Here is a 23,926-nt window from a genome sequence, read left to right on the forward strand (position 1 = left end):
GGCGGGGGAGGGGGCAGGACGCCGCGGCTTTCAGCTCCCTCCCCCGCTTGCGGGGGAGGGCCGGGGTGGGGGCAAGCGCAGGAAAACCGGACCATCGAGACGCTCTAGAATCGCGCGATGGGAAACGACGCCGCCATCGCCATCCGCAGCCTAACCGGCGACGGCGCGCGGCGGCATCTCGACGATGTCGCCGCGCTGCGCATCGCCGTCTTCCGCGACTGGCCCTACCTGTATGCCGGCGACATGGACTACGAGCGCGAGTACCTGTCCGCGTACGCCGCCTCGCCGCGCAGCCTGTTCGTGCTGGCCTTCGACGGCGACCGCGTGGTCGGCGCATCCACCGGCATCCCGCTGGCGGACGATGCGCCCACCTTCCAGGCGCCGTTCCGCGCGCGGGGGATCGAGATCGGCAAGGTGTTCTACTTCGGCGAGTCGGTACTGCTGCCGGCCTGGCGCGGTCGCGGCATCGGCCACGCCTTCTTCGACGCCCGCGAGGCGCATGCGCGCGCACTGGGCGGGTTCGCATGGACCGCGTTCGCGGCGGTCGACCGCGACGAGGCCGATCCGCGCCGGCCCGGCGGCCATCGCGGCAACGAGGCGTTCTGGTCGAAGCGCGGCTACGCGCGCCAGCCCGGGCTGGCGATGGCGCTGGACTGGAACGAGGCAGGCATCGGCGAGACCCGGCACGCGCTGACGTTCTGGACCCGTCCGCTGGGCGATGCCGCATGAAGATCGCGGCGGCGAAGTATGCTATCGCGCGGCCGGCCTCCTTCGCCGCGTTCGCCGACCGCCAGCGGCGCCTGCTCGAAGGCGTCGCCGCGCAGGGCGCGAGCATCGCCGTGCTGCCCGAGTACCTGTCGCTGGAGCTGGGCGCGGGCTTCGACGACGCCATTGCCGGCGACCTGCACGCGTCCCTGGCCGCGATCCAGCGCCATCGCGACGACTGGGTCGCTCTGTTTTCCGGCCTCGCGCGCGACACCGGCATGACGATCGCCGCCGGCACCTTCCTGCTCGACGCCGGCGACGGCCGCTACCGCAACCGCGCCGACCTGCTGCTGCCCGACGGCGGCCACGCCTGGCAGGACAAGCTGCAGCTGACCGGCTTCGAGAAGCAGGCCGGCGTCATCGACGGCGGCGACGCGCTGAAGGTATTCGACGCCGACGGCATGCGCTTCGGCATCGCGGTCTGCTACGACATCGAGTTCCCGCTGCCGGTGCGCGCGCAGCATGAGGCCGGCGCGCGGCTGCTGCTGGTGCCCAGTTGCACCGACACCGCCGCGGGCGCGACGCGGGTGCGCACGGGTTGCCTCGCGCGTGCGCTGGAGAACCGCTGTTTCGTGGTGCAGTCGGTGACCGCCGGTGAGGCGGCGTGGAGTCCGGCGCTCGATGTCAACACCGGCGAGGCGGCGGTGTTCGCGCCAATGGACGCGGGGTTTCCCGCCGATGGCGTCGTGGCGCGTACGCAGGGCGAGGAGGCCTGGGCGATCGCGGAGATCGACCTGGCCGCACTGGAGGACTCGCGCGCGTCGGCGCAGGTGGCGAACGACCGCGACTGGCGCGGACAGCTGCGGCCTTCGCTCACCACCGCAAAGGTCGAACGTGCGGGAAGGCCTTCAGGGAACTTCTGAGAGCAAGATTTCTCCCCCCGGATCAAGTCCGGGGTCGAAATGACAGAGCGGCTGAAGGCCTCCTACAGGGTGACTGCGCTTGCGACCGTGATCGACAGTGCCGCCAGCGCGCCGCCGATCGCGGTCGCGGCCAGCACGTCGCTGGGATAGTGCAGGCCCAGCACCACCCGCGACGCCGCCACGCTCGCCGTGAACGGCAGCAGCAGCCAGGCCAGTCCCGGATAGTGCGCGAGCGCGACCACGGTGAACGCCACCGCGTGCAGGGTGTGACCGGAGGGGAAGCTGAACTCGTCCAGCGGCGCCACCCAGGCGCGGATGCGGCCGTCGGCCGCGAACGGGCGCGGGCGCTTCGTCCAGCGCTTGAGCGCCTTGTACAGCGTCAGCGCGGCGACGCCGGTGATCGCCAGGTGCGCGCTCGCGGCGAGGCCGTTCCAGCCGTCGAACACGATCAGCAGCGACATCAGCGCGTACCAGAACACGCCGTCGCCGAGCCTGCTCACCGACGCGAAGTAGCGGCGGATGCCGAGCCGCGCGCCCGCGCGGTTGGCGCGCAGGCACCAGCCGGAATCGTTCTGGGACCACCAGCTGGCGCTGGCCCTAGGCTGCGGCGCGGTCGACATGGCGCATGCCCTCCGTGCCCAGTCCGGCCAGCAGCCGGTCGAAATCCTCGGCGACGCGCTGTGGCGACAGCCCCAGCACCGATTCGCGCGCGGCCCGGCCCATCGCGCGCATCGCCTCGTCGTCGCCGCCGATGCGGACCACGGCGGCGAGGAAGGCGGCCTCGTCGTCGGGCGTGACGGCGGCGCCATGGAGGCCGTCGCGCAGGTGTTCGCGCGCCGCGCCGTAGTCGTAGGCGACGACCGGGACGCCGCTGGCCATCGCCTCGAGGGTGACGTTGCCGAAGGTCTCGGTGCGGCTCGGGAACACGAACAGGTCGGCGCAGGCGAACAGCCGCGCCAGCGCCTCGCCGCGCTGCACGCCGGTGAAGACGAAGTCCGGGTTCTGGCGCTGCAGGGTCTCGCGCATCGGGCCGTCGCCGACCCACACGTAGCGTGCATCCGGCCGCCGCGCCTGCAGCATGCGGAACGCGCGCACCGCGAGCGCGAGGTTCTTCTCCGCGGCGATCCGGCCGACGTAGACGAGCATCGGCGATCCTTCGCTGACGCCGAGCTCCGCGCGCAGTGCGGCATCGCGCCGCGCCGGGTCGAACAGCTGCGTGTCCACCGCGCGCGGCAGTCGCCGCACGCGCCTGAAGCCGGCGCCGTCGAGGAAGGCTTCGAGCTCCCGCGTCGGCACCAGGGTCGCGCCCGCGCGATTGTGGAAGTGGCGCATCCAGCGCAGCGCGACCAGTTCCAGCCAGGGCATGCGGTAGTCGCGCATGTATTCGTCGAAGCGGGTATGGAAGCCGGTGGCGACCGGGATCCCGAGGCGCCGGGCGACGCGCAGCGCCGACCAGCCGAGCGGGCCCTCGGTCGCGATGTAGACCGCGTCCGGCCGCGATGCCGTCCACGCCTTCGCCAAGGTGCCCGTGGCGGGCAGTCCCGCGCGCAGGCCGGGATAGCGGGGCAGGGCGATGCCGCGGACCAGGGTTTCGCCGGGGTCGGGCGCGCTCGCCGCGTCCTGCCGCGGACGGACCACGGACACCTCGTGCCCGCGTGTGCGCAGGCCCTGCTCGAGCGATTGCACGGTCAAGGCAACGCCGTTGACCTCGGGCGGATAGGTTTCGGTGACGATGGCGTAGTGCATGTGCATCTCCGCGTTTGACCCATGCTGCGGCACGGGGATGAAACGCGGATTGCAGGCGGATGACTGCGTGATGACGGGGCGTCAGGCTCCGTAGTCGTCATCCCCGCGAAAGCGGGGATCCATTTTGACTTTGCGCAAAGACACTGGGTCCCCGCCTTCGCGGGGATGACGGCGCAGAGGGGGCGCCTACTCGACGGCGATGCCGAGCTGCACGCCCAGCGGCGCGATGTCCGCCGGTTCGCCCTCCAGATCCGCGCGCAGCAGCGGCCGGTTCTCGAGCCAGCGCCGCGACAGCCGCAGGGTCATCCGGCTGTCCTGGACGGCGAGGTCGAGCCGCGGGATCTCGTCGGTCTCGCGCGAGCGGTGCAGCAGCGCGGAGATCCGCAGCAGGACGGCGGTGTGGCGCGCGGCGGCGAGCAGGCGGTCGGGCAGGGCGTCGAACGCGGACCTGGGGATCTTGCGCCGGTGGGTGCGCACCAGCGCGGCGAGGAACTGCTGCTCCTGGCGCGAGAAGCCGGCGATGTCGGACTGCTCGATCACGTAGGCGCCGTGCACGTGGTACTGGCTGTGCGCGATTGCCAGGCCCAGCTCGTGCAGGCGCGCGGCCCAGGCCAGCATCAGCAGGTCGTCGGGATCGAGCTTCCACGCCGCTGCGGCCTGCTCGAACAGGCGCATCGCGGTGGCTTCCACGCGCGCGGCCTGGGCCACGTCGATGCCGTAGCGCTGGGTCAGCGCGGCGATCGAGGTTTCGCGCGGATCGTGCTCGCTGCCGCGGCCGAGCATGTCGTGCAGCACGCCCTCGCGCATCGCCGCCTTGCTGACCGCCATGCGCGACAGCCCGAGCACGCCGAACGCGGCCTCCAGCACCAGCACGCCGCCGGCGATGATCGGCCGGCGCTCGTCGGACAGGCCGGGCAGGTCGATCTCGGCGATGCTGCCGGCCTGCAGCAGCCGGTCGCGCACCTGCGGCAGGGCTTCGGCGGTCACCGCGCCCTTGGTCAGCTTCATCGCCGCGCAGACCTCGCCGATCGCCTTGTTGGTGCCGGACGCGCCGATCGCCTCGTTCCAGCCCAACGCGCGGTAGGCGTTGGCGAACTGCTGGAACTCGGCCCCGACTTCGAGCACCGCCTCGCGCCATTTCTTCTTCGACAGCTTGCCGTTGCCGAAGAAGCGGCGCGTGGTGGCGATGCAGCCGACCTGCAGGCTCTCGCGTTCGAGCGGCTGGAAGCCGCGGCCGATGATGCATTCGGTCGAGCCGCCGCCGATGTCGATGACCAGGCGCAGGTTGCCGGGCTTGGGCGGCTGCGCATGGGCGACGCCGAGATAGATCAGGCGCGCCTCCTCGCGGCCGGCGATCACCTCGATGCCGTGGCCGAGCGCGGTTTCGGCCGGCACCAGGAACGACTGCGGCGCGGCCAGCAGGCGCACGGTGTTGGTCGCGAGCGCGCGCACGCGCTGCGGCGGGATGTCGCGGATGCGCTGGCCGAAGCGCGCCAGGCAGTGCAGCGCGCGCTGGCGCACCTCCAGCGACAGGCCGCCCTTGCCGTCGAGGCCCTCGGCCAGGCGCACCGTCTCGCGCAGGCGGTCGACGATGCGCAACTGCCCCAGCGTGTAGCTGGCGACCACCATGTGGAAGCTGTTGGAGCCCAGGTCGATCGCGGCGAGCATGTCGCCGTCGCGCAGCGGCGAAGTCAACGATCCGGCCCGGGCAAGCGCATCCATCATCCGCAGAGTTTGGCCATGAGGGAGGTTTGCGCCGAGTGCGGCATGGCGTCGTCGTCGGGCGCAAGCTTGCGGTAAACGCCGTCCTCGCGCAATTCCCAGGCGTTGAGGTTGTCGGCGAGGTAGTTGTCGAGCGCCTCTTCCTTCACGCGTGCGGCAAGCTCGGGATCGAGCACCGGGAAGCAGGTTTCCACGCGCCGCAGCAGGTTGCGCTCGAGCCAGTCGGCGCTGGCGCAGAACAGTTCCGGCGCGCCGTCGTTGCCGAACCAGTAGACGCGGTGGTGTTCGAGGAAGCGGCCGACGATCGAGCGCACGCGGATGTTGTCCGACACGCCGGGCACGCCCGGGCGCAGCGAGCAGGCGCCGCGCACGATCAGGTCAATCTGCACGCCCGCCTGCGAGGCCGCATACAGCGCGCGCATCACCTGCGGCTCGTTGAGCGCGTTCATCTTGGCGATGATCCGCGCCGGCCGGCCCGCCAGCGCATGGCGGGTTTCGCGTTCGATGCGCTCGAGGATGCCGGCGTGCAGGGTGAACGGCGACTGCAGCAGGCGCTTGAGCGAGATCGCCGGCGCCAGCCCCGACAGCTGCTGGAAGATCAGGTGCACGTCGTTGCCGATTTCCGGGTCGGCGCTGAGCAGGCCGAGGTCGGTGTACGCGCGCGCGGTGCCGGAATGGTAGTTGCCGGTGCCAAGGTGCACGTAGCGGCGCAGCTTGCGGCCCTCGCGGCGCACCACCAGCAGCATCTTGGCGTGGGTCTTGTAGCCGACCACGCCGTAGACGACCTGCACGCCGGCCTCCTGCAGCCGGTCGGCGAAGCCGAGGTTGGCCTCCTCGTCGAAGCGCGCGCGCAGTTCCACCACCACGGTCACGTCCTTGCCGTTGCGCGCGGCCTGCACCAGGTGCTCGACGATCGGCGAATCCTTGCCGGTGCGGTACAGGGTCTGCTTGATCGCGAGCACGTTCGGGTCCTCGGCCGCCTGCTTGATCAGCTCCAGCACCGGCGAGAACGCGTCGAAGGGATGGTGCAGCAGCACGTCGCCCTCGGCGACCAGGTCGAAGATGGCGTCGCTGTTCTTCAAGGCCCGCGGCTGGAACGGCGTGAACTTCAGGTCCGGACGCTGCACCAGGTCGTAGACCTGGATCACACGATTGAGGTTGACCGGGCCGTCGATGCGGTAGACAGCGTTCTCGGGCAGCTCGAAGTTCTGCAGCAGGCTGCGCACGATCGGCTTGGGGCAGTTGGCGGCGATCTCCAGCCGCATCGCGCGCAGGTAGCCGCGGCCCTGCAGTTCGTCGCGCAGCGCCAGCGCGAGGTTCTCGACCTCGTCCTCGTCGACGATCAGTTCGGAATTGCGCGTCACCCGGAACTGGTAGGCGCCCTTGACCTCCATCCCCGGGAACAGTTCGTGGACAAACTCCGACAGCACCGACGACAGGAACACGAAGTCGTATTCGCCGCCGGAGATGCTCTCGGGCAGCTGGATGATGCGCGGCAGCGAGCGCGGCGCGCGCACGATCGCGAGGTTGCCGACGCGGCCGAACGCGTCCTTGCCCTTGAGCACGACGACGATGTTCAGCGACTTGTTGAGGATCTTGGGGAACGGATGCGCCGGGTCCAGGCCCAGCGGCGACAGCACCGGCATGATCTCGTCGCGGAAATAGGCGCGCAGCCAGCGCGTCTGCCGCGCGGTCCACTGTGCGCGGCCGAGCACGCGCACGCCGCTTTCGGCCAGCGTCGGGCGCAGCACGTCGTTCCAGCACCGGTACTGGGCGTCCACCAGCTCCGCGGCGCGGTCGTGGATGCGCTTGAGCACCGTTGCCGGCGCCAGCCCGTCGGGTGAGGGCACCGCGCCGAAGTCCTGCGCGTGGCGCACGGTGGCGGCGCGGATCTCGAAGAACTCGTCGAGGTTGGTGCAGGAGATGCACAGGTAGCGCAGCCGCTCCAGCAGCGGCACCGATTCGTCCAGCGCCTGCGCCAGCACGCGGAAGTTGAAGTCGAGCTGCGACAGTTCGCGGTTGAAGTACAGCGAGGGATCGCGCAGCGGGTCGGCGTCGCCGGCATCGATCGGCGGCGGGGCCGGTTCGGGTGCGCGCGCGGGCTTGCGGCTGCGCGGCCTGGCCGGACGCGGCGGGCGGTCGCTGGACTTCTTCACGAGGCGGCTCCGTGGCTGGCGGCGTCGGGCGCCTGCACCCGCTCGGCGCCGAAATGGCAGGAAAAGAGGCTGCCGCGCCCGACTTCGCTGGCGATCTCCAGCCGCGCATGGTGCAGGTTCAGCACGTGCTTGACGATCGCGAGGCCGAGGCCGGTGCCGCCGGATTCGCGCGAGCGGCTGGTGGAGACGCGGTAGAAGCGCTCGGTGAGCCTGGGCAGGTGCGCGGCCGGGATGCCGTAGCCGGAATCCTGCACCGACAGCACCGCGCCGCCGCCCTCGCGCGCGAAGCGGATCGCGATGGTGCCGTCGGCCGGCGTGTAGCGCACGGCGTTGCTGACGAGGTTGGAGAAGGCGCTGTGCAGCTCCTTGGTCGAACCGCGCAGGTCGACGCCGGCGCTGTCCTCCAGCGTGATGACGTGGCGCCCCTGGCTGAGCGCCTCGGCCTCGCGGCGCAGCGTCGAGAGCATCGATCCCATCGCCACCGTCTCGCTGTCGATGCCGTCCTGCGCCTCCAGCCGCGACAGCGTCAGCAGGTCCTCGACCAGCTGCGTCATGCGCTGCGACTGCAGCTGCATTTCCGACAGCATCGGCGCCCATTCGGGATGCTCGTCTGGATCGAGCATGTCGAGGTAGCCGTGGACCACGGTCAGCGGCGTGCGCAGTTCGTGCGAGACGTTGGCGACGAAGTCGCGGCGCACCTGTTCGAGCCGCATCATCTTGGTGACGTTGCGCGCCACCACCAGCCACAGGTCCTCGGAGTAGGGGATCAGGCGCAGGTCCAGGCGGATGTCGGACGAGACCGGGGAGGGTGCGTCCAGCAGTGGCTCGGCGTTGCGGCCGGCCGTGAGCCAGTGGGAGATCTGCAGGGTCTGCAGGCGTTCGCCCAGCGGCTGGCCGATGTCCTGCGGATAGCGCAGGCCGAGCAGGCTGGTCGCGGCCTCGTTGAACCACTGCACGCGCTGGCTGTTGCGTTCGACCACCGCCACCGCGTCGGGCAGCGCCGCCGCGGCCGCGCGGTAGGCGCGCAGCATCGCGACCAGCCGGCGCTTGCGCGCGCGCATGTTCTCCTGGTTCTCGCGCAGCTGGCGTTCGAGCTCGTTCCAGACGCCGTTGCCTTCCGCGACCGGCTGCCGCTGTCGCGAGCTCAGCCGCGCCAGCACGCGGCGCAGGCGCCAGTAGTGCCACGCGACCACGCCCAGCGCCGCCAGCGCCAGCGCCAGCCCGACCTGGCCCGACACCAGGCCCAGCAGCAGCGCGGCCGCGAGCACCAGCACGAGCTGGCCGAGGGTGCGGGTCCAGGCGGAGCGGGCGCGGGGGGGCATGGTCAGAAGCCGGGAATAGGGAGTGGAGAATAGGGAATGGGCAACAGCCCGGACATTTTTGTCATCCCGAGCGTAGCGAGGGATCTTGCATCCGGTCGCTGGAAAGAAGATCCCTCGCTACGCTCGGGATGACAGGATCCGCGCATCCAGCACTCCGTTAGCGATGCTTCCTGCCGTTTCCCATTCCCTATTCTCCACCCCCCATTCCCGGCCCTATTCACACCGCCGCCGAGAACCGGTAACCCGAGCCGCGCACGGTCTGCACCATGGCGTCGAGGCCGGCCGGTTCCAGGGTCTTGCGCAGGCGGCGGATGTGCACGTCGACGGTGCGCTCCTCGACGTAGACGCTGCCGCCCCAGACGTGGTCGAGCAGTTGGGTGCGGCTGTAGACGCGCTCGGGGTGGGTCATGAAGAAGTGCAGCAGGCGGTATTCGGTCGGGCCGATGCTGACCGGCTCGTCGCCGGCAAACACGCGGTGCGCGGCGCCGTCGATGCGCAGCCTGCCGACGCTGACGCTGCCGTCCTCGTCGTCCTCGCGCGAGCGGCGCATCACCGCGCGGATGCGCGCCAGCAGCTCGCGCGCCGAGAACGGCTTGACCACGTAGTCGTCGACGCCGGCCTCCAGCCCGCCGACGCGATCGTTCTCCTCGCCGCGCGCGGTGAGCATGATGATCGGCACCTCGCGGGTCAGCGTCTCCTTGCGCCAGCGCCGCGCCAGCTCCAGCCCGCTGGTGCCGGGGAGCATCCAGTCGAGCAGGATCAGGTCGGGCACGCGGTCGGCGATCGCCGACTGCGCCTCGCGGGCGTCGCCGGCGTGGGCCGGCTCGAAATCGCCCTTGCGCAGGGCGAAGGCCACCATCTCGCGGATCGCGGGTTCGTCGTCGACGATCAGGATGCGTTTCTGCACGGTCGGTCCTGCCTGTGCCGGCCGGGGCGGCCGGTGAGGGCATTAGACGACAGTTTTATGACGAAATTGTGACCCGCCCCGGGGCTGGTCTCGGTCCCGTTGCGGTACGACGATCGCGCAAGCGCGCTCCCGCGCGAGGCACCCCTCAGCGGCGGCGCAGGTCCGGGTCGCGCACGCCCTGCCGGCGCAGTTCCAGCACCACGGGGGTGATCTGCGCGATCCGGGCGTCGATCCGGGCGCGGGCGTAGTAGTCGAGGTCGTCACGCTTCTTCAGCGTGTTGAGCTGGACCAGCGCCTGCTCCTCGCGGCCGCCGAAGAAGGCGGCCTCGGCCCAGGCCTCGCCGGCGCGCACCGGGTCGCCGGCGATCTCGCTGGCGCGGGCGAAGGTGCGCTGGAACGCCGGGTCGCCGCTGTTGGCGCCCAGCAGCGGGCGCAGGACGGCCTGGGCGCGGCGTCCCGCCTCGGCCGTGTTGCGGGTGACCAGCACGTCGGCATAGCCCATCGCGACGGCGGGGTTGCGCGGCATCCGCTCCAGCAGCGCCTCGAAGCGGCGGTCGGCGGCCGCGGCGCGGCCGGCGTGGGCGTCGGCTTCGGCCAGGCCGAGGTCCAGCCAGAGATCGCCCGGGTAGCGGTCGAGCAGGCCGGTGAAGATCGTCGCCGCCTCGGCGCCGCGCCCGGAGCGCAGATGCGCGACCGCCAGCCCGTAGCGCTGCGCGTCGTCGAGCGCGCCGGCCCGGGCCATGCGGTCGTATTCGCGGATCGCGGCATCGGGCGTGTTGGCGCTGAGCACGCGCAGGCGCTCCCGGGCCCAGCCGAACTCGCGGCTGGGCGCGGCGTCGAGGCCGCCGGACAGGGTCAGGGACGAGGGCAGCAGCGGGTTGTCGATGACGCGCAGGCCTTCGGGGACGGTCACGCCGTCGATGCGCACGCGCTCCACGCGCACCGCGTCCGGGGTGGCGGTGGTCGTGGTCACCATGTCGCGCGACAGCCGCTCGGCGCGGTCCTTGGCCTCGCTGATGCGGGTGGTGGTGACCGGGTGGGTCTTGAGGTAGTCCGGCAGGCGCTCGCGCTCGCCGCCCTGGTTGGTGCGCGAGACCGACTGCATGCGTTCGAACATGCTGGCCATCGCCTCGGGCTCGTAGCCGCCGCGCGAGAGCGTGCGGATGCCGATGCGGTCGGCCTCGGATTCGTTGGAGCGGGTGTAGTTGATCTGGCGCTGCGCCATCAGCCCCTGGGCGCTGGCCAGCGCCGCCATCGAGGCGTCGTCGGCGGAGTTGCCGCCGGCCGACTGCGCGATCGCGATCGCGCCGAGCATCGCCAGCAGGATCGGGATGCTATCGCGCTGGGCGCGCTCGACGCCGCGCAGCACGTGCGCCTGGGTGACGTGGGCGATCTCGTGGCCGAGCACCGCGGCGACCTCGTCCTCCGTCTCCGCCGCCAGCACCAGGCCCGCGTTCATGCCGATGTAGCCGCCCAGGGTGGCGAAGGCGTTGATGCTGCGGTCCTTCATCATGAAGAAGGTGAAGCGCTGCTCGGGATCGTCGCTGACCGCGGCCAGGCGGGTGCCGGTGGCCTGCAGCCAGCTCTCGACCAGCGGGTCCTCGAGCACGTAGCCGTAGTGGCGCAGCTGGGCCAGCAGCATGCGGCCGTACTCGGCCTGCTGCGACGGCCCCAGCACGGTGCCGGCGGACGAACCGATGTCCGGCAGCCGGTTCTCCTGCGCCGGCGCGCAGACGCTGGCGACCAGCAGCACCAGCAGGGTCGTGAGCAGCAGCGAAGCGTGGCGGAACGGGCGCAGGCGCATGGGCGGATGGTTGGAAGCGTCGGGCAAGGATGGGGGCAGGGCCCGCCGGGCGAGTGAATCCGATGTTAATCGGCCGCTGCGTTCCGCACGTGGAGGTGGAAAAGCCCGGTGCGGGCGCCCACCATTCGACCCTGCATCGCATCACGGGTTCCCTGGAATGGGCGACAACAGCACGCAAGGCGCGGCGCAGCCGCCGATCACCCTCTACACCAGCGCGATCTGCGGCTACTGCGTGGCCGCGAAGAACTTCCTGCAAAGCCGCGGGCTGGCCTGGGACGAGGTGCGCATCGACCTCGATCCGGACGCGCGCGAGCGCATGGTCGCGCGCACCCGCCGCACCAGCGTGCCGCAGATCTTCATCGGCGAGGTCCACGTCGGCGGCTACGACGACCTGGTGGCGCTGCACCGCGCCGGCAAGCTGGAGCCGTTGCTGTCAGGGGGCGCGGCGTGAGCACTGGCGACGACGACAGCGACCGCATCCGCCAGTTCACCGAATTCCGCCAGCGCATGAACGAGCGCATCCTGGCCGAACCCAACCAGGTGGTGCGCCGTTTCTTCGCGCTCGACACCCAGACCTACCAGGCCGGCGCGCTCGACGTGAAGACCAAGGAACTGCTCGGCCTGGTCGCCTCGCTGGTCCTGCGCTGCGACGACTGCATCAGCTACCACGTCGCCCAGTGCCGCGAGGCCGGCGTCACCCGCGAGGAGTTCTTCGAGACCTTCTCGGTGGGTCTGGTGGTCGGCGGCAGCATCGTCATCCCGCACCTGCGGCGCGCGGTGGATTTCCTCGATCGGCTGGAGCAGGGCGGGGCGCAACCGCCCGCCGCGCACGGGCACTGACGGGGACGAACGGCCCTTCGCCAGCCCCGCCCGACTTTGGTCGAGTTGGGGCGAACCCGCCGTTTCGGGCATAATTTCATATTGAACCAATTGCGACGCCGCGCCTTCGCGCGGCGTCTTTTCGCACGGAACTCCCCCCACATGACACAGACAATCACGGTCATCCGCGGCGACGGCATCGGCCCGGAGATCATGGACGCCACCCTGCACGTGCTCGACGCGATGGACGTCGGCCTGCGCTACGAGGAGGCCGACGCCGGCCTCGTCGCCCTGGAAAAGCACGGCGAGCTGCTGCCGCAGGCGACGATGGACTCGATCCGCCGCAACCGCATCGCGCTCAAGAGCCCGCTCACCACGCCGGTCGGCGAGGGCTTCAGCTCGATCAACGTCGAGCTGCGCAAGCGCTTCGACCTGTACGCCAACGTGCGTCCGGCCAAGTCGTTCCCGAACACGAAATCGCGCTTCCCGACCGGCGTCGACCTGATCACCGTGCGCGAGAACACCGAGGGCGCCTACATCGGCGAGGGCCAGTCCATCACCGAGGACGGCGAGACCGCCACCCTGATGCAGAAGATCACCCGCAAGGGCTCCGAGCGCATCGTCCGCTACGCCTTCGACCTGGCGCGCAACACCGGTCGCAAGAAGATCACGGTGGTGCACAAGGCCAACATCCTCAAGACCACCTCGGGCCTGTTCCTGAAGGTCGCGCGCGAGGTGGCCGCGCAGTACCCCGAGATCGAGTGCAACGAGATGATCGTCGACAACACCTGCATGCAGCTGGTGATGCGGCCGGAGCAGTTCGACGTGATCGTCACCACCAACCTGTTCGGCGACATCATCTCCGACCTGTGCGCGGGCCTGGTCGGCGGCCTCGGCCTCGCCCCGGGCGCGAACATCGGCAAGGACGCGGCGATCTTCGAGGCCGTGCACGGCACCGCGCCGGACATCGCCGGGCAGGGCAAGGCCAACCCCTGCGCGTTGCTGCTGGGTGCGGCGCAGATGCTCGACCACATCGGCCAGCCGGACAAGGCCGGGCGCCTGCGCGCGGCCATCGTCGCCACGCTGGAAGCGAAGGATTCGCTGACGCCGGATCTCGGCGGCAGCGGCAACACCATGTCGTTCGCGAAGGCGATCGCCAGCCGGGTCTGATCGCGGGCAGGCGCCGCGCCAGGCGCCGCGCAACAGCGGCACCACACCGTCGTCCCCGCGAAGGCGGGGACCCAGCGTCTTGCTCCGGGGCTCGACGGCAGCGGAAAGCATGAAGACACTGGATCCCCGCCTTCGCGGGGATGACGTGGTTCATTCCGCGATCCCCGCCTCACAGCGGGCGTCCCGTTTCTGGGAAGCCGCCATCCCGGCCGCGAACGTGACGGGAAGGCCGGGCGCGGCCCACAATCGCCGATCCCCACGCCCCGGCAATCCAAGATGACCGTCCGCCCCAGCGCGCTCGCCCTGACCCCGCTGCTGCTGTTCCTCGCCTTCTTCTTCGGCGCGGGGCTGTACTTCACCGCGCAGGGCGACGCGATGGGCTTCTACCAGCTGCGCGCGCCGGTGGCGATCCTGCCCGCCCTGGCGCTGGCGGCGTGGCTGGCCTGGCGGCGCGCGCTCAAGCCCGGCGAGGTGCTGCTGCAGGGCATGGGCGATCCCAACATCGTGCTGATGTGCCTGATCTTCCTGCTCGCGGGCGCGTTCGCCTACGTGTCCAAGGCCGTGGGCGCGGTCGACGCAGTGGTCTCGCTCGGCATCGGCGCGCTGCATCCGGCGCTGCTGCTGCCGGGGCTGTTCGCGATCGCCTGCCTGGTATCGCTGGCGATCGGCACCTCGATGGGCACCATCGCCGCGGTCGTGCCGATTGCGGTCGGCGTCGCCGACGCCGCGGGGCTGGACCGTGCGCTGGTGGTCGGCGGCGTGGTCGGCGGCGCGATGTTCGGCGACAACCTCTCGGTGATCTCCGACACCACCATCGCCGCCACCCGCACCCAGGGCGCGCAGATGCGCGACAAGTTCCGCGAGAACTTCAAGATCGCCCTGCCGGCCGCGCTGGCGACGATGATGCTGCTCGGTTTCGCCGGCGACTCGGCGCCGGTGGAGGCCGAGACCACGGCCTCGGCCTGGCTGGCGCTGCCCTACCTGCTGGTGCTGGTACTGGCGCTCGCCGGGCTCGACGTGCTGCTGGTGCTCGGGATCGGGCTGGTGCTTGCCGGCGGGTTCGGCCTGGCGTTCGGCGACGACTACGACCTGGTGCAGTACGCCGGCGACATCTGGATCGGCTTCGAGAGCATGATCGAGATCCTGCTGCTGTCGCTGCTGATCGGCGGCCTCGGTGCGCTGATGAAGGCCGGTGGCGGCCTCGACTGGCTGGCGCAGGTGATTGCGCGCTTCGCGCGCGGGCACCGCGGCCGGCGGACCGGCGAATTCAGCATCGCCGCGCTGTCGGCGACGGCGGACGTGTTCACCGCCAACAACACCGTCGCGATCCTGGTCGGCGGCAGCGTCGCCAGGGACATCGCCGAGCGCCACGACATCAGCCCGCGGCGCGCCGCCAGCCTGCTCGACATCTTCGCCTGCGTGCCACAGGGGCTGCTGCCCTACGGCGCGCAGATCCTGCTCGCCGCGTCGCTGGCGGCGGTCTCGCCGTTCGCGCTGGCCGGCAAGGTCTGGTACTGCTGGCTGCTGGCCCTGGTGGCGATCGGCTTCATGGTCTGGCCGTCGCGTACGCGGGCGGCCGACCGCCGCGCGATCGACGAGGCCCGCGCATAGGTCGGGGCTACGCCCCGACGCTCGCCTTCAGGCATGAAAAAGGGCGCCGAAGCGCCCTTTCCCACGATCCCCGCGCGCCGCCTCAGTCGCGCGACTGCAGCTTCGCCAGCAGGCGCAGGAACTCGATGTACAGCCACACCAGCGTGACCATCAGGCCGAACGCGCCGTACCACTCCATGTACTTCGGCGCGCCGTGCTCGACGCCGCTCTCGATGAAGTCGAAGTCGAGCACCAGGTTCAGCGCCGCGATCACGATCACGAACAGGCTGAAGCCGATGCCGATCAGGCCGCTTTCGTGGATCAGCGGGATCCGGATGCCGAAGAAGCCCAGGGCGATCGTCGCCAGATACACCAGCGCGATGCCGCCGGTCGCCGCGACCACGCCGAGCTTGAAGTTCTCGGTGGCCTTGATCAGGCCGCTGCGGTAGGCGAACAGCAGCGCGAACAGGGTGCCGAAGGTCAGCATCACCGCCTGCATCACGATGCCTTCGTACAGGTGGTTGTACAGCGCCGAGATCGCGCCGAGGAAGAAGCCCTCGACCAGCGCGTACAGCGGCGCCGTGACCGGCGACCACTCCTTCTTGAACGCGGTGACGATCGCCAGCACCAGGCCGCCGATCGCGCCGCCCCAGACATAGGCCGCGAAGCCCGGCGCCGGCGTGCCGTCCGGGCCCAGCGCCTGGCTCCAGGCGAAGGCAGCGGTGAGCACCGTCAGCAGCAGCAGGAAGCCGGTCTTGTTGACCGTGCCGTTGAGGGTCATCGCGTCGCCGTCGCGGGAGACGACCGCGCCGCTGCCGAGGTCGAGGAAGGTCGATTCTTTCAGTACCGGGTTGCCGCTGCGCATGTCTGCCCTGTTCCGTTGGAGTTGGAGCCGTTCATGAGGATACACGGCCCGGATGGCGAATCGACGCAGGCCGTCCGCGGGTCCGCGCGTTGACACTGGTGGATGCGCTCGGGACAATGTCCGACTGCGCCCGGCCCAGCCGGACGCGGGTCTGGATCGACCGCCCGTCGCCGGCCGGGGTATAGCGCAGTCTGGTAGCGCGCCTGCTTTGGGAGCAGGATGTCGGGGGTTCGAATCCCTCTACCCCGACCATCCGGCGTTGTCCGGGACGCTATCATGCGCGCAGGCGCCCGTAGCTCAACCGGATAGAGCACCGGCCTTCTAAGCCGGTGGTTGCAGGTTCGAGTCCTGCCGGGCGCGCCATGTCGGAGCATGGCTGCCGTGCCGGAGTCCAGGCGCGGTCGCGTGTGTCGGAAATCAATCGCCGGTGCTGCCTGTTCGGGGCACGGGCGGGGAGATCGGGGCGGTGCTCCGGTATCCTGTGCAGGTTCCAGTGGTGGCTGTAGCTCAGTTGGTTAGAGTCCTGGATTGTGATTCCAGATGTCGGGGGTTCGAGTCCCCTCAGCCACCCCATCTTCGTCCGGCCGCGTTCCCTGCGGGGTGGTTGCCGGATGGCGTGCATTTGTTACAATGCGCGCCCGTTTTGCGGGCCGTTAGCTCAGTTGGTAGAGCAGTTGACTCTTAATCAATAGGTCCAAGGTTCGAATCCTTGACGGCCCACCAGTTCGACGAATCGCCCGGCTTTGGCCGGGCGTTTTCGTTTCCGGGCCTTTCACCGCAAGGGCGCGCGGCGGCGCGTTCCACATCCGGGTGGACGGAGGGGGTCGCTGCGGCGCGGTTCGAATCCTTGACGGCCCACCAGTTCGACGAAACACCCGGCTTCGGCCGGGTGTTTTCGTTTCCGGGGCGGGGGCTCATGTCCGGTCGCGGCTGAGCCGTTCCCGCAAGACATGGGCCGGACCGATAAGATTCACCGCGAGCGAAAGTGGCGGAATTGGTAGACGCCCTGGATTTAGGTTCCAGTGCCGCAAGGCGTGGGGGTTCGAGTCCCCCCTTTCGCACCAGCAATAGCTCGGGCAGGCCCTCCCGCCGCAGGCAGGGAAGGCGGGGTACCGGTGAAAATGCCCGCACACTCTGGCGGCCAACCCCGGATTCCGCCAAAATATCCCGTTCCGCCGGCCGTTCCCGCCGACCTGTCCATTCAGGTCTCCGGGCGCCCGGCACGTCATCCGGATCAAGAAAGCAGCGGCGATGGCCGCGCGGCAGGAGTTGAGTCAATGCAAGTGTCGGTCGAATCCCTGGGCAGCCTCGAGCGCCGCCTGACGTTCCGCCTGCCGTCGGAACGGCTCGAATCCCAAGTGGGCGGGCGCCTGCGCGAGATCGCGCGCACGGCCCGGATCAAGGGCTTCCGCCCCGGCAAGGTGCCGGCCAAGGTCATCGAGCAGCGCTACGGCCAGCAGGTCCGGGCCGAGGTGCTCGACGGCCTGCTGCAGGAAGGTTTCAACGAGGCCGTGCGCGACAACGAGCTGCGCCTCGCCGGCCAGCCGAAGATCGAGCCGAGCGAGGACAAGGGCGAGGGCGAACTGGCCTACACCGCCACCTTCGAGGTCGTGCCGGACTTCGGCGACATCGACATGTCCAAGCTCAGCGTCGTGCGCCACACCTCCGAGGTGACCGAGGAGGACATCGACCGCATGATCGAGAACCTGCGCCTGCAGCGCCGCAGCTGGAGCGCGGTGACGCGCCCGGCGCAGGCCGGCGACGCAGTGGACGTCGAGACCTGGTCGCAGGTCGGCGACGCGCGCCTGCCGGCCGAAGGCGCCGAGCGCGGCGTGACCGTGCTCGGCTCGGGCGCGATGTTCAAGGACATCGAGGATGCGCTGGTCGGCATCGAGAAGGACGGCGAGAAGACCGTCGAGGTCACCTTCCCGGCGGACTGGCGCCAGCCCGCGCTGGCCGGCAAGACCGCGCAGGTGCACCTGAAGGCCGAGCAGGTCTCGGAGCAGCAGCTGCCCGAGGTCGATGCCGCCTTCATCCGCAGCTTCGGCGTCAAGAGCGGCGACATGGACCAGTTCCGCGCCGACATCCGCACCAACCTCGAGCGCGAGCTCAAGGGCGCGCTGATGAACCGCCTGCGTCGCGAGGTCGGCGAGCAACTGGTGTCGGTGTACGCCGGCGTCGAGCTGCCGCCGAAGCTGGTGGAGAGCGAGGCCCGCTCGCTGCTGGCGCAGCAGGTCGAGCAGGCCCGCCGCAACGGCCGCGACCCGGGTCCGGTGCCGGCCGACGCGCACCAGGGCTTCATGGAGCCGGCGCGCAAGCGCGTGCTGGTCGGGCTGCTGGTGGGCGAGGTGGCGCGCCGCAATTCGCTGATCCTCGACCCCAAGCGCCTGAACGAACACCTGCGCCTGATCGCCTCGACCTACGAAGAGCCGCAGCAGGTCATTGATTTGTACCAGAACGACCGCCAGTTGATGTCGGGACTGCAGAACCGGGTGATGGAGGAGCAGGTGATCGACTGGATTGCCGAGCGCGCCCAGCATACCGAGCAGCCGCTGACGTTCCAGGAAGCGATCCTGCCGCAATAAGGTGGCGGAGCGCCCCGGGCGCGCCGCTCCCGGCTCCGGCCGGCCGTCGATCCCCGCAACCGAGAAGACAATCCATGAGCAGCTACGAGACCAAGGCCCTCAACCTCGTCCCGATGGTGGTCGAACAGACCAGCCGCGGCGAGCGCGCCTACGACATCTACTCGCGCCTGCTGAAGGAGCGGGTGATCTTCCTGGTCGGCGGCATCGACGACTACATGGCCAACGTGATCGTCGCCCAGCTGCTGTTCCTCGAGGCCGAGAACCCCGAGAAGGACATCAACCTGTACATCAACTCCCCGGGCGGGATAGTGACTGCGGGCATGGCGATCTACGACACCATGCAGTTCATCAAGCCCGACGTGAGCACGATCTGCGTCGGCCAGGCGGCCAGCATGGGCGCGCTGCTGCTGGCGGCGGGCGCGGCCGGCAAGCGCTACGCACTGCCCAATTCGCGGGTGATGATCCACCAGCCGCTGGGCGGCTTCCAGGGCCAGGCGACCGACATCGACATCCACGCCCGCGAGATCCTGTCGATGAAGCAGCGCCTGAACGAGATCCTGGCCCGCCACACCGGCCAGTCGATCGAGACCATCGCCAGCGACACCGAGCGCGACAACTTCAAGAGCGCCGAGGCCGCCCGCGAATACGGGCTGGTCGACCAGGTCCTCGAGCGGCGTCCGGAAGAGTCGATTCAGCCTGCTTAAGTAGTTGATAAAAAAAGGAAATAGTGTCCCGGTTGTGCGGCCCTTGCACCGCCGGGCGCTGTGCTATTCTCGAACCGTGACCGCAGCAGCAAGACAGATCCATTCATGACCGAAGACCGTCAGGGCCGTTCCGGCGACAGCAACAAGATCCTCTACTGCTCGTTCTGCGGGAAGAGCCAGCACGAGGTCCGCAAGCTGATCGCGGGTCCGAGCGTGTACATCTGCGACGAATGCGTCGAGCTGTGCAACGACATCATCCGCGAGGAACTCGAGGAGAAGGCGCAGTCGGCGCGCAGCTCGCTGCCCAAGCCCAAGGAAATCCTCGAGGTCCTGGACCAGTACGTGATCGGCCAGAACCGCGCCAAGCGCACCCTGGCGGTGGCGGTCTACAACCACTACAAGCGCATCGAGAGCCGCAGCAAGAACGACGACGTCGAGCTGGCGAAGTCGAACATCCTGCTGGTCGGCCCGACAGGCTCGGGCAAGACCCTGCTGGCCGAGACCCTGGCGCGCCTGCTCAACGTCCCGTTCACCATCGCCGACGCGACGACGCTGACCGAGGCCGGCTACGTCGGCGAGGACGTCGAGAACATCATCCAGAAGCTGCTGCAGAAGTGCGACTACGACGTCGACAAGGCGCAGCAGGGCATCGTCTACATCGACGAGATCGACAAGATCTCGCGCAAGAGCGAGAACCCGTCGATCACCCGCGACGTGTCCGGCGAGGGCGTGCAGCAGGCGCTGCTCAAGCTGATCGAGGGCACCACCGCGAGCGTGCCGCCGCAGGGCGGGCGCAAGCATCCGCAGCAGGAATTCCTGCAGGTCGAGACGAAGAACATCCTGTTCATCGTCGGCGGCGCCTTCGCCGGGCTGGAGAAGATCATCCAGCAGCGCAGCAGCGACGCCGGCGGGATTGGTTTCGGCGCCAAGCTCAAGAGCACCGAACGCAAGACCGAGACCGGCAAGGTGCTGGCCGACGTCGAGCCGGAGGACCTGATCAAGTTCGGCCTGATTCCCGAGTTCGTCGGCCGCCTGCCGGTGGTCGCCACGCTCGAGGAACTGGACGAGGCGGCGCTGATCAAGATCCTCACCGAGCCCAAGAACGCGATCAGCAAGCAGTTCCGCAAGCTGTTCGACATGGAGGGCGTGGAGCTAGAGTTCCGCCCCGACGCGCTCTCGGCGATCGCGCGCAAGGCGATCAAGCGCAAGACCGGCGCGCGCGGCCTGCGCACGATCGTCGAGTCGGTGCTGCTCGACACGATGTACGAGCTGCCGTCGCTGGAGAATGTCAGCAAGGTGGTGGTGGACGAGTCGGTGATCGAGCACAAGTCCGATCCCTACCTGATCTACCAGACCCCGCCGGCCGCGCCGAAGGTCGCCTCGGCCGAGTAGCCTGTTCCGGCGTCCTGAATGGAACAGCGACGCCGGCATTCCTGCCGTCGACAGCACAGAAGCCGTCATCCCCGCGAAGGCGGGGACCCAGCGTCTTTGCGCGCGCGAGAATGAAAGACACTGGATCCCCGCCTTCGCGGGGACGACGGCTTCCTCGCGGCGGAACATCCGCTGTCCGGATTGAGCGCCTCCTGACGACCGTCCGCGACCCGGGACGCTGCGTTCGTCCGGACCGCTTGCATCGCCGCGCGCCGGGCCCCATAACGGAATCCTGCGGGCGGCCGCCGCGCCGGCGCCGTCCAACCGTTTTCCATGGAACCTGCAATGACCGATCGACCCGCTAGCGAATCGCTCCAGTTGCCCGTCCTGCCGCTGCGCGACGTGGTGGTGTTTCCGCACATGGTGATCCCGCTGTTCGTCGGCCGGGACAAGTCGATCCGTGCGCTGGACATCGCGATGGAAGGCGACAAGCGCATCCTGCTGGTCGCGCAGAAATCCGCCGAGACCGACGATCCGGAAGGCGACGACCTGTACCAGATCGGCACCCTCGCGCAGGTGCTGCAGCTGCTGAAGCTGCCCGACGGCACGATCAAGGTGCTGGTCGAGGGCGTCTCGCGCGTGACCGTGTCGCAGGTGCGCGAGGTGGACGGCACGCTGGCCGGCGTCGGCCAGGTCGTCGACGCAGTCGACGGCCGCGAGCCGCGTGAGGTCGAGGCGATCGCGCGTTCGCTGGTCTCGCTGTTCGAGCAGTACGTCAAGACCAACCGCAAGCTGCCGCCGGAGCTGATGCAGACGCTGTCGGGGATCGACGAGCCCGGACGCCTGGCCGACATCGTCTCGGCGCACCTGGGCGTGCGCCTGGGCGAGAAGCAGCGCCTGCTGGAAACCATCGACACCGCCGAGCGGCTGGAGCTGCTGGTCGGGCTGGTCGACGGCGAGATCGACGTGCAGCAGATGGAGAAGCGCATCCGCGGCCGCGTGAAGTCGCAGATGGAGAAATCGCAGCGCGAGTACTACCTCAACGAGCAGATGAAGGCGATCCAGAAGGAGCTCGGCGAGATCGACGATGCGCCCAACGACATCGAGGAGCTCGCGCGCAAGATCGCCGAGGCCGGCATGCCCAAGGCGGTCGAGACCAAGGCGAAGAACGAGTTCAACAAGCTCAAGCAGATGTCGCCGATGTCGGCCGAGGCCGCGGTCGTGCGTAACTACCTGGACTGGCTGCTGGGCGTGCCGTGGAAGAAGCGCAGCAAGGTGCGCAAGGACCTCAAGGCCGCGCAGGACACGCTCGACGCCGACCACTACGGCCTGGAGAAGGTCAAGGAGCGCATCCTCGAATACCTCGCGGTGCAGACGCGGGTGAAGCAGATGAAGGGGCCGATCCTGTGCCTGGTCGGCCCGCCGGGCGTGGGCAAGACCTCGCTGGGGCAGAGCATCGCCAAGGCGACCAACCGCAAGTTCGTGCGCATGTCGCTGGGCGGCGTACGCGACGAAGCCGAGATCCGCGGCCACCGCCGCACCTACGTCGGCTCGATGCCGGGCCGGATCGTGCAGAACCTCAACAAGGCCGGGCAGAAGAACCCGCTGTTCGTGCTCGACGAGATCGACAAGATGTCGATGGACTTCCGCGGCGATCCGTCCTCGGCGCTGCTGGAAGTGCTCGACCCGGAGCAGAACAACGCCTTCAACGACCACTACCTCGAGGTCGACCTCGACCTGTCCGAGGTGATGTTCGTGGCGACTTCCAATTCGCTCAACATCCCCGGCCCGCTGCTCGACCGCATGGAGGTGATCCGCATCCCCGGCTACACCGAGGAGGAGAAGACCAGCATCGCCACGCGCTACCTCGTGCCCAAGCAGATGAAGGCCAACGGGCTCAAGGCGACCGAGCTGAAGATCGCGGCCGACGCGATCCAGGACATCGTGCGCTACTACACGCGCGAATCCGGCGTGCGCAACCTCGAGCGCGAGATCGCCAAGATCTGCCGCAAGGTGGTCAAGGAAATCGCGCTGGCCGGCCCGGCGAAGGGCAAGGCCAAGGCGGTCAACGTCAACTCGAAGAACCTCGAGAAGTACCTGGGCGTGCGTCGCTTCGACTTCGGCCGCGCCGAGCAGGACAACGAGATCGGCATGGTGACGGGCCTGGCCTGGACCGAGGTCGGCGGCGACCTGCTGCAGATCGAATCCACGCTCGTGCCCGGCAAGGGCAACCTGATCCTCACCGGCCAACTCGGCGACGTGATGAAGGAATCGGCGTCGGCGGCGCTGAGCGTGGTGCGCGCGCGCACCGAACGCCTCGGCATCGACGTCGACTTCCTGCAGAAGCAGGACGTGCACGTGCACGTGCCCGACGGCGCGACGCCGAAGGATGGCCCGAGCGCGGGCATCGCGATGACCACGGCGCTGGTGTCGATGCTGACGAAGATCCCGGTGCGCGCCGACGTGGCGATGACCGGCGAGATCACCCTGCGCGGCAAGGTCACCGCGATCGGCGGCCTCAAGGAGAAGCTGCTCGCCGCGCTGCGCGGCGGCATCACCACCGTGATCATCCCGGAGGAGAACCGCAAGGATCTCGCCGACATCCCGGCCAACGTCACCGGGCACCTGAAGATCGTGCCGGTGAAGTGGATCGACGAGGTGCTCGACCTGGCGCTGGAGCGTCCGCTCGCCGTGGCCGGCAAGGCGGCGCCGGAGCAGGCCGCGCCGACGCAGGGGAGCATCGTCCGCCGGCGCAAGGACAAGGCGCCCTCGCGGCCGGATGTCAAGCACTAGGCAGGCATCGGCGTCGCGATTCACGCAATGCTCACGAAATCCAATCGCGGGCGCGCGGATCGCCGCGGAAGCCGGCGCCAAGGTCGTATTCGGCGCCGGCAGCGCGTAAAATGCGCCGGATTCGCGCATTGATCCTCATGGCCGGGCGGCGCCGCGGGATTTCCCGTGGACGGGTCCGGTCCCCAGCAAGGCGGGCCACGCGCCCGCACACGGAGTGTCCAACATGCCAGTGAACAAGAGTGAATTGATCGACCAGGTCGCCGAGAAGGCGGGTCTGTCCAAGGCCGACGCGGGTCGTGCCCTCGACGCCGTGATCGATGCGGTGACCGCGGCGCTCAAGCGCGGCGACGCCGTCAACCTGGTCGGCTTCGGCTCCTTCTCGGTCAAGGCGCGCGCCGCCCGCACCGGCCTGAACCCGCGCACCAAGGAAGCCATCCAGATCCCGGCCTCCAACAATCCGGTGTTCAAGGCTGGCAAAGCGCTCAAGGATGCCGTAAACTGATCGGCTCCTGAGTTCCCTTACGGGTGCTTAGCTCAGCGGTAGAGCGTCTCCTTTACACGGAGAGGGTCGGGGGTTCGAAACCCTCAGCACCCACCAGGGGAGGCTGGAACCGCAGCAAGGTTTTCAAGGCGCGGAGCGGTAGTTCAGCTGGTTAGAATGCTGGCCTGTCACGCCGGAGGTCGCGGGTTCGAGTCCCGTCCGCTCCGCCATCGATTCGACGAACCCCGCAGCGATGCGGGGTT

19 protein-coding genes and 7 tRNA genes are annotated in these 23,926 nt (G+C 69.4%); 18 read left to right on the top strand and 8 right to left on the bottom strand.

The window, feature by feature from the left end; genetic code table 11:
- Positions 1-117 precede the first annotated feature (117 nt).
- Positions 118-729 carry a GNAT family N-acetyltransferase gene (locus FQY83_RS08440; protein WP_146387033.1) on the top strand — a complete coding sequence of 204 codons (612 nt, stop codon included), beginning with the start codon at positions 118-120 and terminating at the stop codon, positions 727-729.
- Positions 726-1,628: a carbon-nitrogen hydrolase family protein gene (locus tag FQY83_RS08445; RefSeq protein WP_146387035.1), complete on the top strand. Its 903-nt coding sequence runs from the start codon at positions 726-728 to the stop codon at positions 1,626-1,628. Before FQY83_RS08440 ends, FQY83_RS08445 begins: the two co-directional genes overlap by 4 nt.
- Before the next feature lie 62 nt (positions 1,629-1,690).
- Here FQY83_RS08445 and FQY83_RS08450 read toward each other — a convergent pair whose 3' ends face one another.
- From FQY83_RS08450 to FQY83_RS08480, 7 genes are all read right to left on the bottom strand, one after another.
- Complete coding sequence (locus FQY83_RS08450; RefSeq protein ID WP_146387037.1) at positions 1,691-2,248, bottom strand: phosphatase PAP2 family protein; 558 nt, start codon at positions 2,246-2,248, stop codon at positions 1,691-1,693.
- A complete protein-coding gene (locus FQY83_RS08455; RefSeq protein ID WP_146387039.1) occupies positions 2,226-3,374 on the bottom strand; it encodes a glycosyltransferase family 4 protein in 1,149 nt (382 codons plus the stop codon). Before FQY83_RS08455 ends, FQY83_RS08450 begins: the two co-directional genes overlap by 23 nt.
- Positions 3,375-3,560: 186 nt before the next feature.
- Entirely contained in the window at positions 3,561-5,042 is a 1,482-nt protein-coding gene (gene ppx, locus FQY83_RS08460) for an exopolyphosphatase (RefSeq protein ID WP_238333453.1), read from the bottom strand.
- A gap of 53 nt (positions 5,043-5,095) precedes the next feature.
- The gene (gene ppk1 / locus FQY83_RS08465; RefSeq protein WP_146387277.1) at positions 5,096-7,165 is read right to left on the bottom strand and encodes a polyphosphate kinase 1; all 2,070 of its coding nucleotides are present in this window, start codon (positions 7,163-7,165) and stop codon (positions 5,096-5,098) included.
- An 83-nt stretch (positions 7,166-7,248) separates the two neighbouring features.
- Positions 7,249-8,574: a phosphate regulon sensor histidine kinase PhoR gene (gene phoR / locus FQY83_RS08470; RefSeq protein ID WP_146387042.1), complete on the bottom strand. Its 1,326-nt coding sequence runs from the start codon at positions 8,572-8,574 to the stop codon at positions 7,249-7,251.
- A 217-nt stretch (positions 8,575-8,791) separates the two neighbouring features.
- Positions 8,792-9,481, bottom strand: coding sequence for a phosphate regulon transcriptional regulator PhoB (gene phoB / locus FQY83_RS08475; RefSeq protein ID WP_146387045.1), 690 nt, complete (start codon positions 9,479-9,481; stop codon positions 8,792-8,794).
- A gap of 145 nt (positions 9,482-9,626) precedes the next feature.
- The gene (locus FQY83_RS08480; protein WP_146387047.1) at positions 9,627-11,285 is read right to left on the bottom strand and encodes a M48 family metalloprotease; all 1,659 of its coding nucleotides are present in this window, start codon (positions 11,283-11,285) and stop codon (positions 9,627-9,629) included.
- Between the two features lie 157 nt (positions 11,286-11,442).
- Between FQY83_RS08480 and grxC the strand changes: the two genes are divergently transcribed.
- From grxC to FQY83_RS08500, 4 genes are all read left to right on the top strand, one after another.
- On the top strand, positions 11,443-11,736 hold the full coding sequence (gene grxC, locus FQY83_RS08485; protein WP_146387049.1) for a glutaredoxin 3: 294 nt from the start codon (positions 11,443-11,445) through the stop codon (positions 11,734-11,736).
- Between the two features lie 56 nt (positions 11,737-11,792).
- Complete coding sequence (locus FQY83_RS08490; protein WP_146387279.1) at positions 11,793-12,125, top strand: carboxymuconolactone decarboxylase family protein; 333 nt, start codon at positions 11,793-11,795, stop codon at positions 12,123-12,125.
- A gap of 141 nt (positions 12,126-12,266) precedes the next feature.
- On the top strand, positions 12,267-13,274 hold the full coding sequence (locus FQY83_RS08495; protein WP_146387051.1) for an isocitrate dehydrogenase: 1,008 nt from the start codon (positions 12,267-12,269) through the stop codon (positions 13,272-13,274).
- Between the two features lie 276 nt (positions 13,275-13,550).
- Positions 13,551-14,885 (top strand): Na+/H+ antiporter NhaC family protein, encoded by a 1,335-nt coding sequence (locus FQY83_RS08500; RefSeq protein ID WP_146387053.1) that lies wholly within the window; start codon positions 13,551-13,553, stop codon positions 14,883-14,885.
- An 82-nt stretch (positions 14,886-14,967) separates the two neighbouring features.
- Here FQY83_RS08500 and FQY83_RS08505 read toward each other — a convergent pair whose 3' ends face one another.
- A complete protein-coding gene (locus FQY83_RS08505; protein WP_146387055.1) occupies positions 14,968-15,729 on the bottom strand; it encodes a Bax inhibitor-1/YccA family protein in 762 nt (253 codons plus the stop codon).
- Positions 15,730-15,904: 175 nt separating this feature from the next.
- Here FQY83_RS08505 and FQY83_RS08510 point away from each other — a divergent pair.
- From FQY83_RS08510 to FQY83_RS08570, 12 genes are all read left to right on the top strand, one after another.
- A tRNA-Pro gene (locus FQY83_RS08510) sits at positions 15,905-15,981 on the top strand.
- 34 nt (positions 15,982-16,015) lie between these two features.
- Positions 16,016-16,092, top strand: a tRNA-Arg gene (locus FQY83_RS08515).
- 133 nt (positions 16,093-16,225) lie between these two features.
- Positions 16,226-16,302, top strand: a tRNA-His gene (locus tag FQY83_RS08520).
- 74 nt (positions 16,303-16,376) lie between these two features.
- A tRNA-Lys gene (locus tag FQY83_RS08525) sits at positions 16,377-16,452 on the top strand.
- A gap of 256 nt (positions 16,453-16,708) precedes the next feature.
- Positions 16,709-16,793, top strand: a tRNA-Leu gene (locus FQY83_RS08530).
- Between the two features lie 213 nt (positions 16,794-17,006).
- Entirely contained in the window at positions 17,007-18,314 is a 1,308-nt protein-coding gene (gene tig, locus FQY83_RS08535; RefSeq protein WP_146387057.1) for a trigger factor, read from the top strand.
- Between the two features lie 74 nt (positions 18,315-18,388).
- Positions 18,389-19,018 (top strand): ATP-dependent Clp endopeptidase proteolytic subunit ClpP, encoded by a 630-nt coding sequence (gene clpP, locus FQY83_RS08540; protein WP_146387059.1) that lies wholly within the window; start codon positions 18,389-18,391, stop codon positions 19,016-19,018.
- 105 nt (positions 19,019-19,123) lie between these two features.
- Positions 19,124-20,410 (top strand): ATP-dependent Clp protease ATP-binding subunit ClpX, encoded by a 1,287-nt coding sequence (clpX, locus tag FQY83_RS08545; RefSeq protein ID WP_146387061.1) that lies wholly within the window; start codon positions 19,124-19,126, stop codon positions 20,408-20,410.
- Between the two features lie 324 nt (positions 20,411-20,734).
- Entirely contained in the window at positions 20,735-23,182 is a 2,448-nt protein-coding gene (gene lon / locus FQY83_RS08555) for an endopeptidase La (protein WP_146387065.1), read from the top strand.
- 223 nt (positions 23,183-23,405) lie between these two features.
- Positions 23,406-23,684: an HU family DNA-binding protein gene (locus tag FQY83_RS08560; protein WP_158636462.1), complete on the top strand. Its 279-nt coding sequence runs from the start codon at positions 23,406-23,408 to the stop codon at positions 23,682-23,684.
- A 21-nt stretch (positions 23,685-23,705) separates the two neighbouring features.
- Positions 23,706-23,780 (top strand) — tRNA-Val (locus tag FQY83_RS08565).
- Between the two features lie 36 nt (positions 23,781-23,816).
- A tRNA-Asp gene (locus FQY83_RS08570) sits at positions 23,817-23,893 on the top strand.
- Positions 23,894-23,926 lie beyond the last annotated feature (33 nt).

The sequence above is a fragment of the Luteimonas marina genome, assembly GCF_007859325.1.
Taxonomy (GTDB): Bacteria; Pseudomonadota; Gammaproteobacteria; order Xanthomonadales; family Xanthomonadaceae; genus Luteimonas; species Luteimonas marina.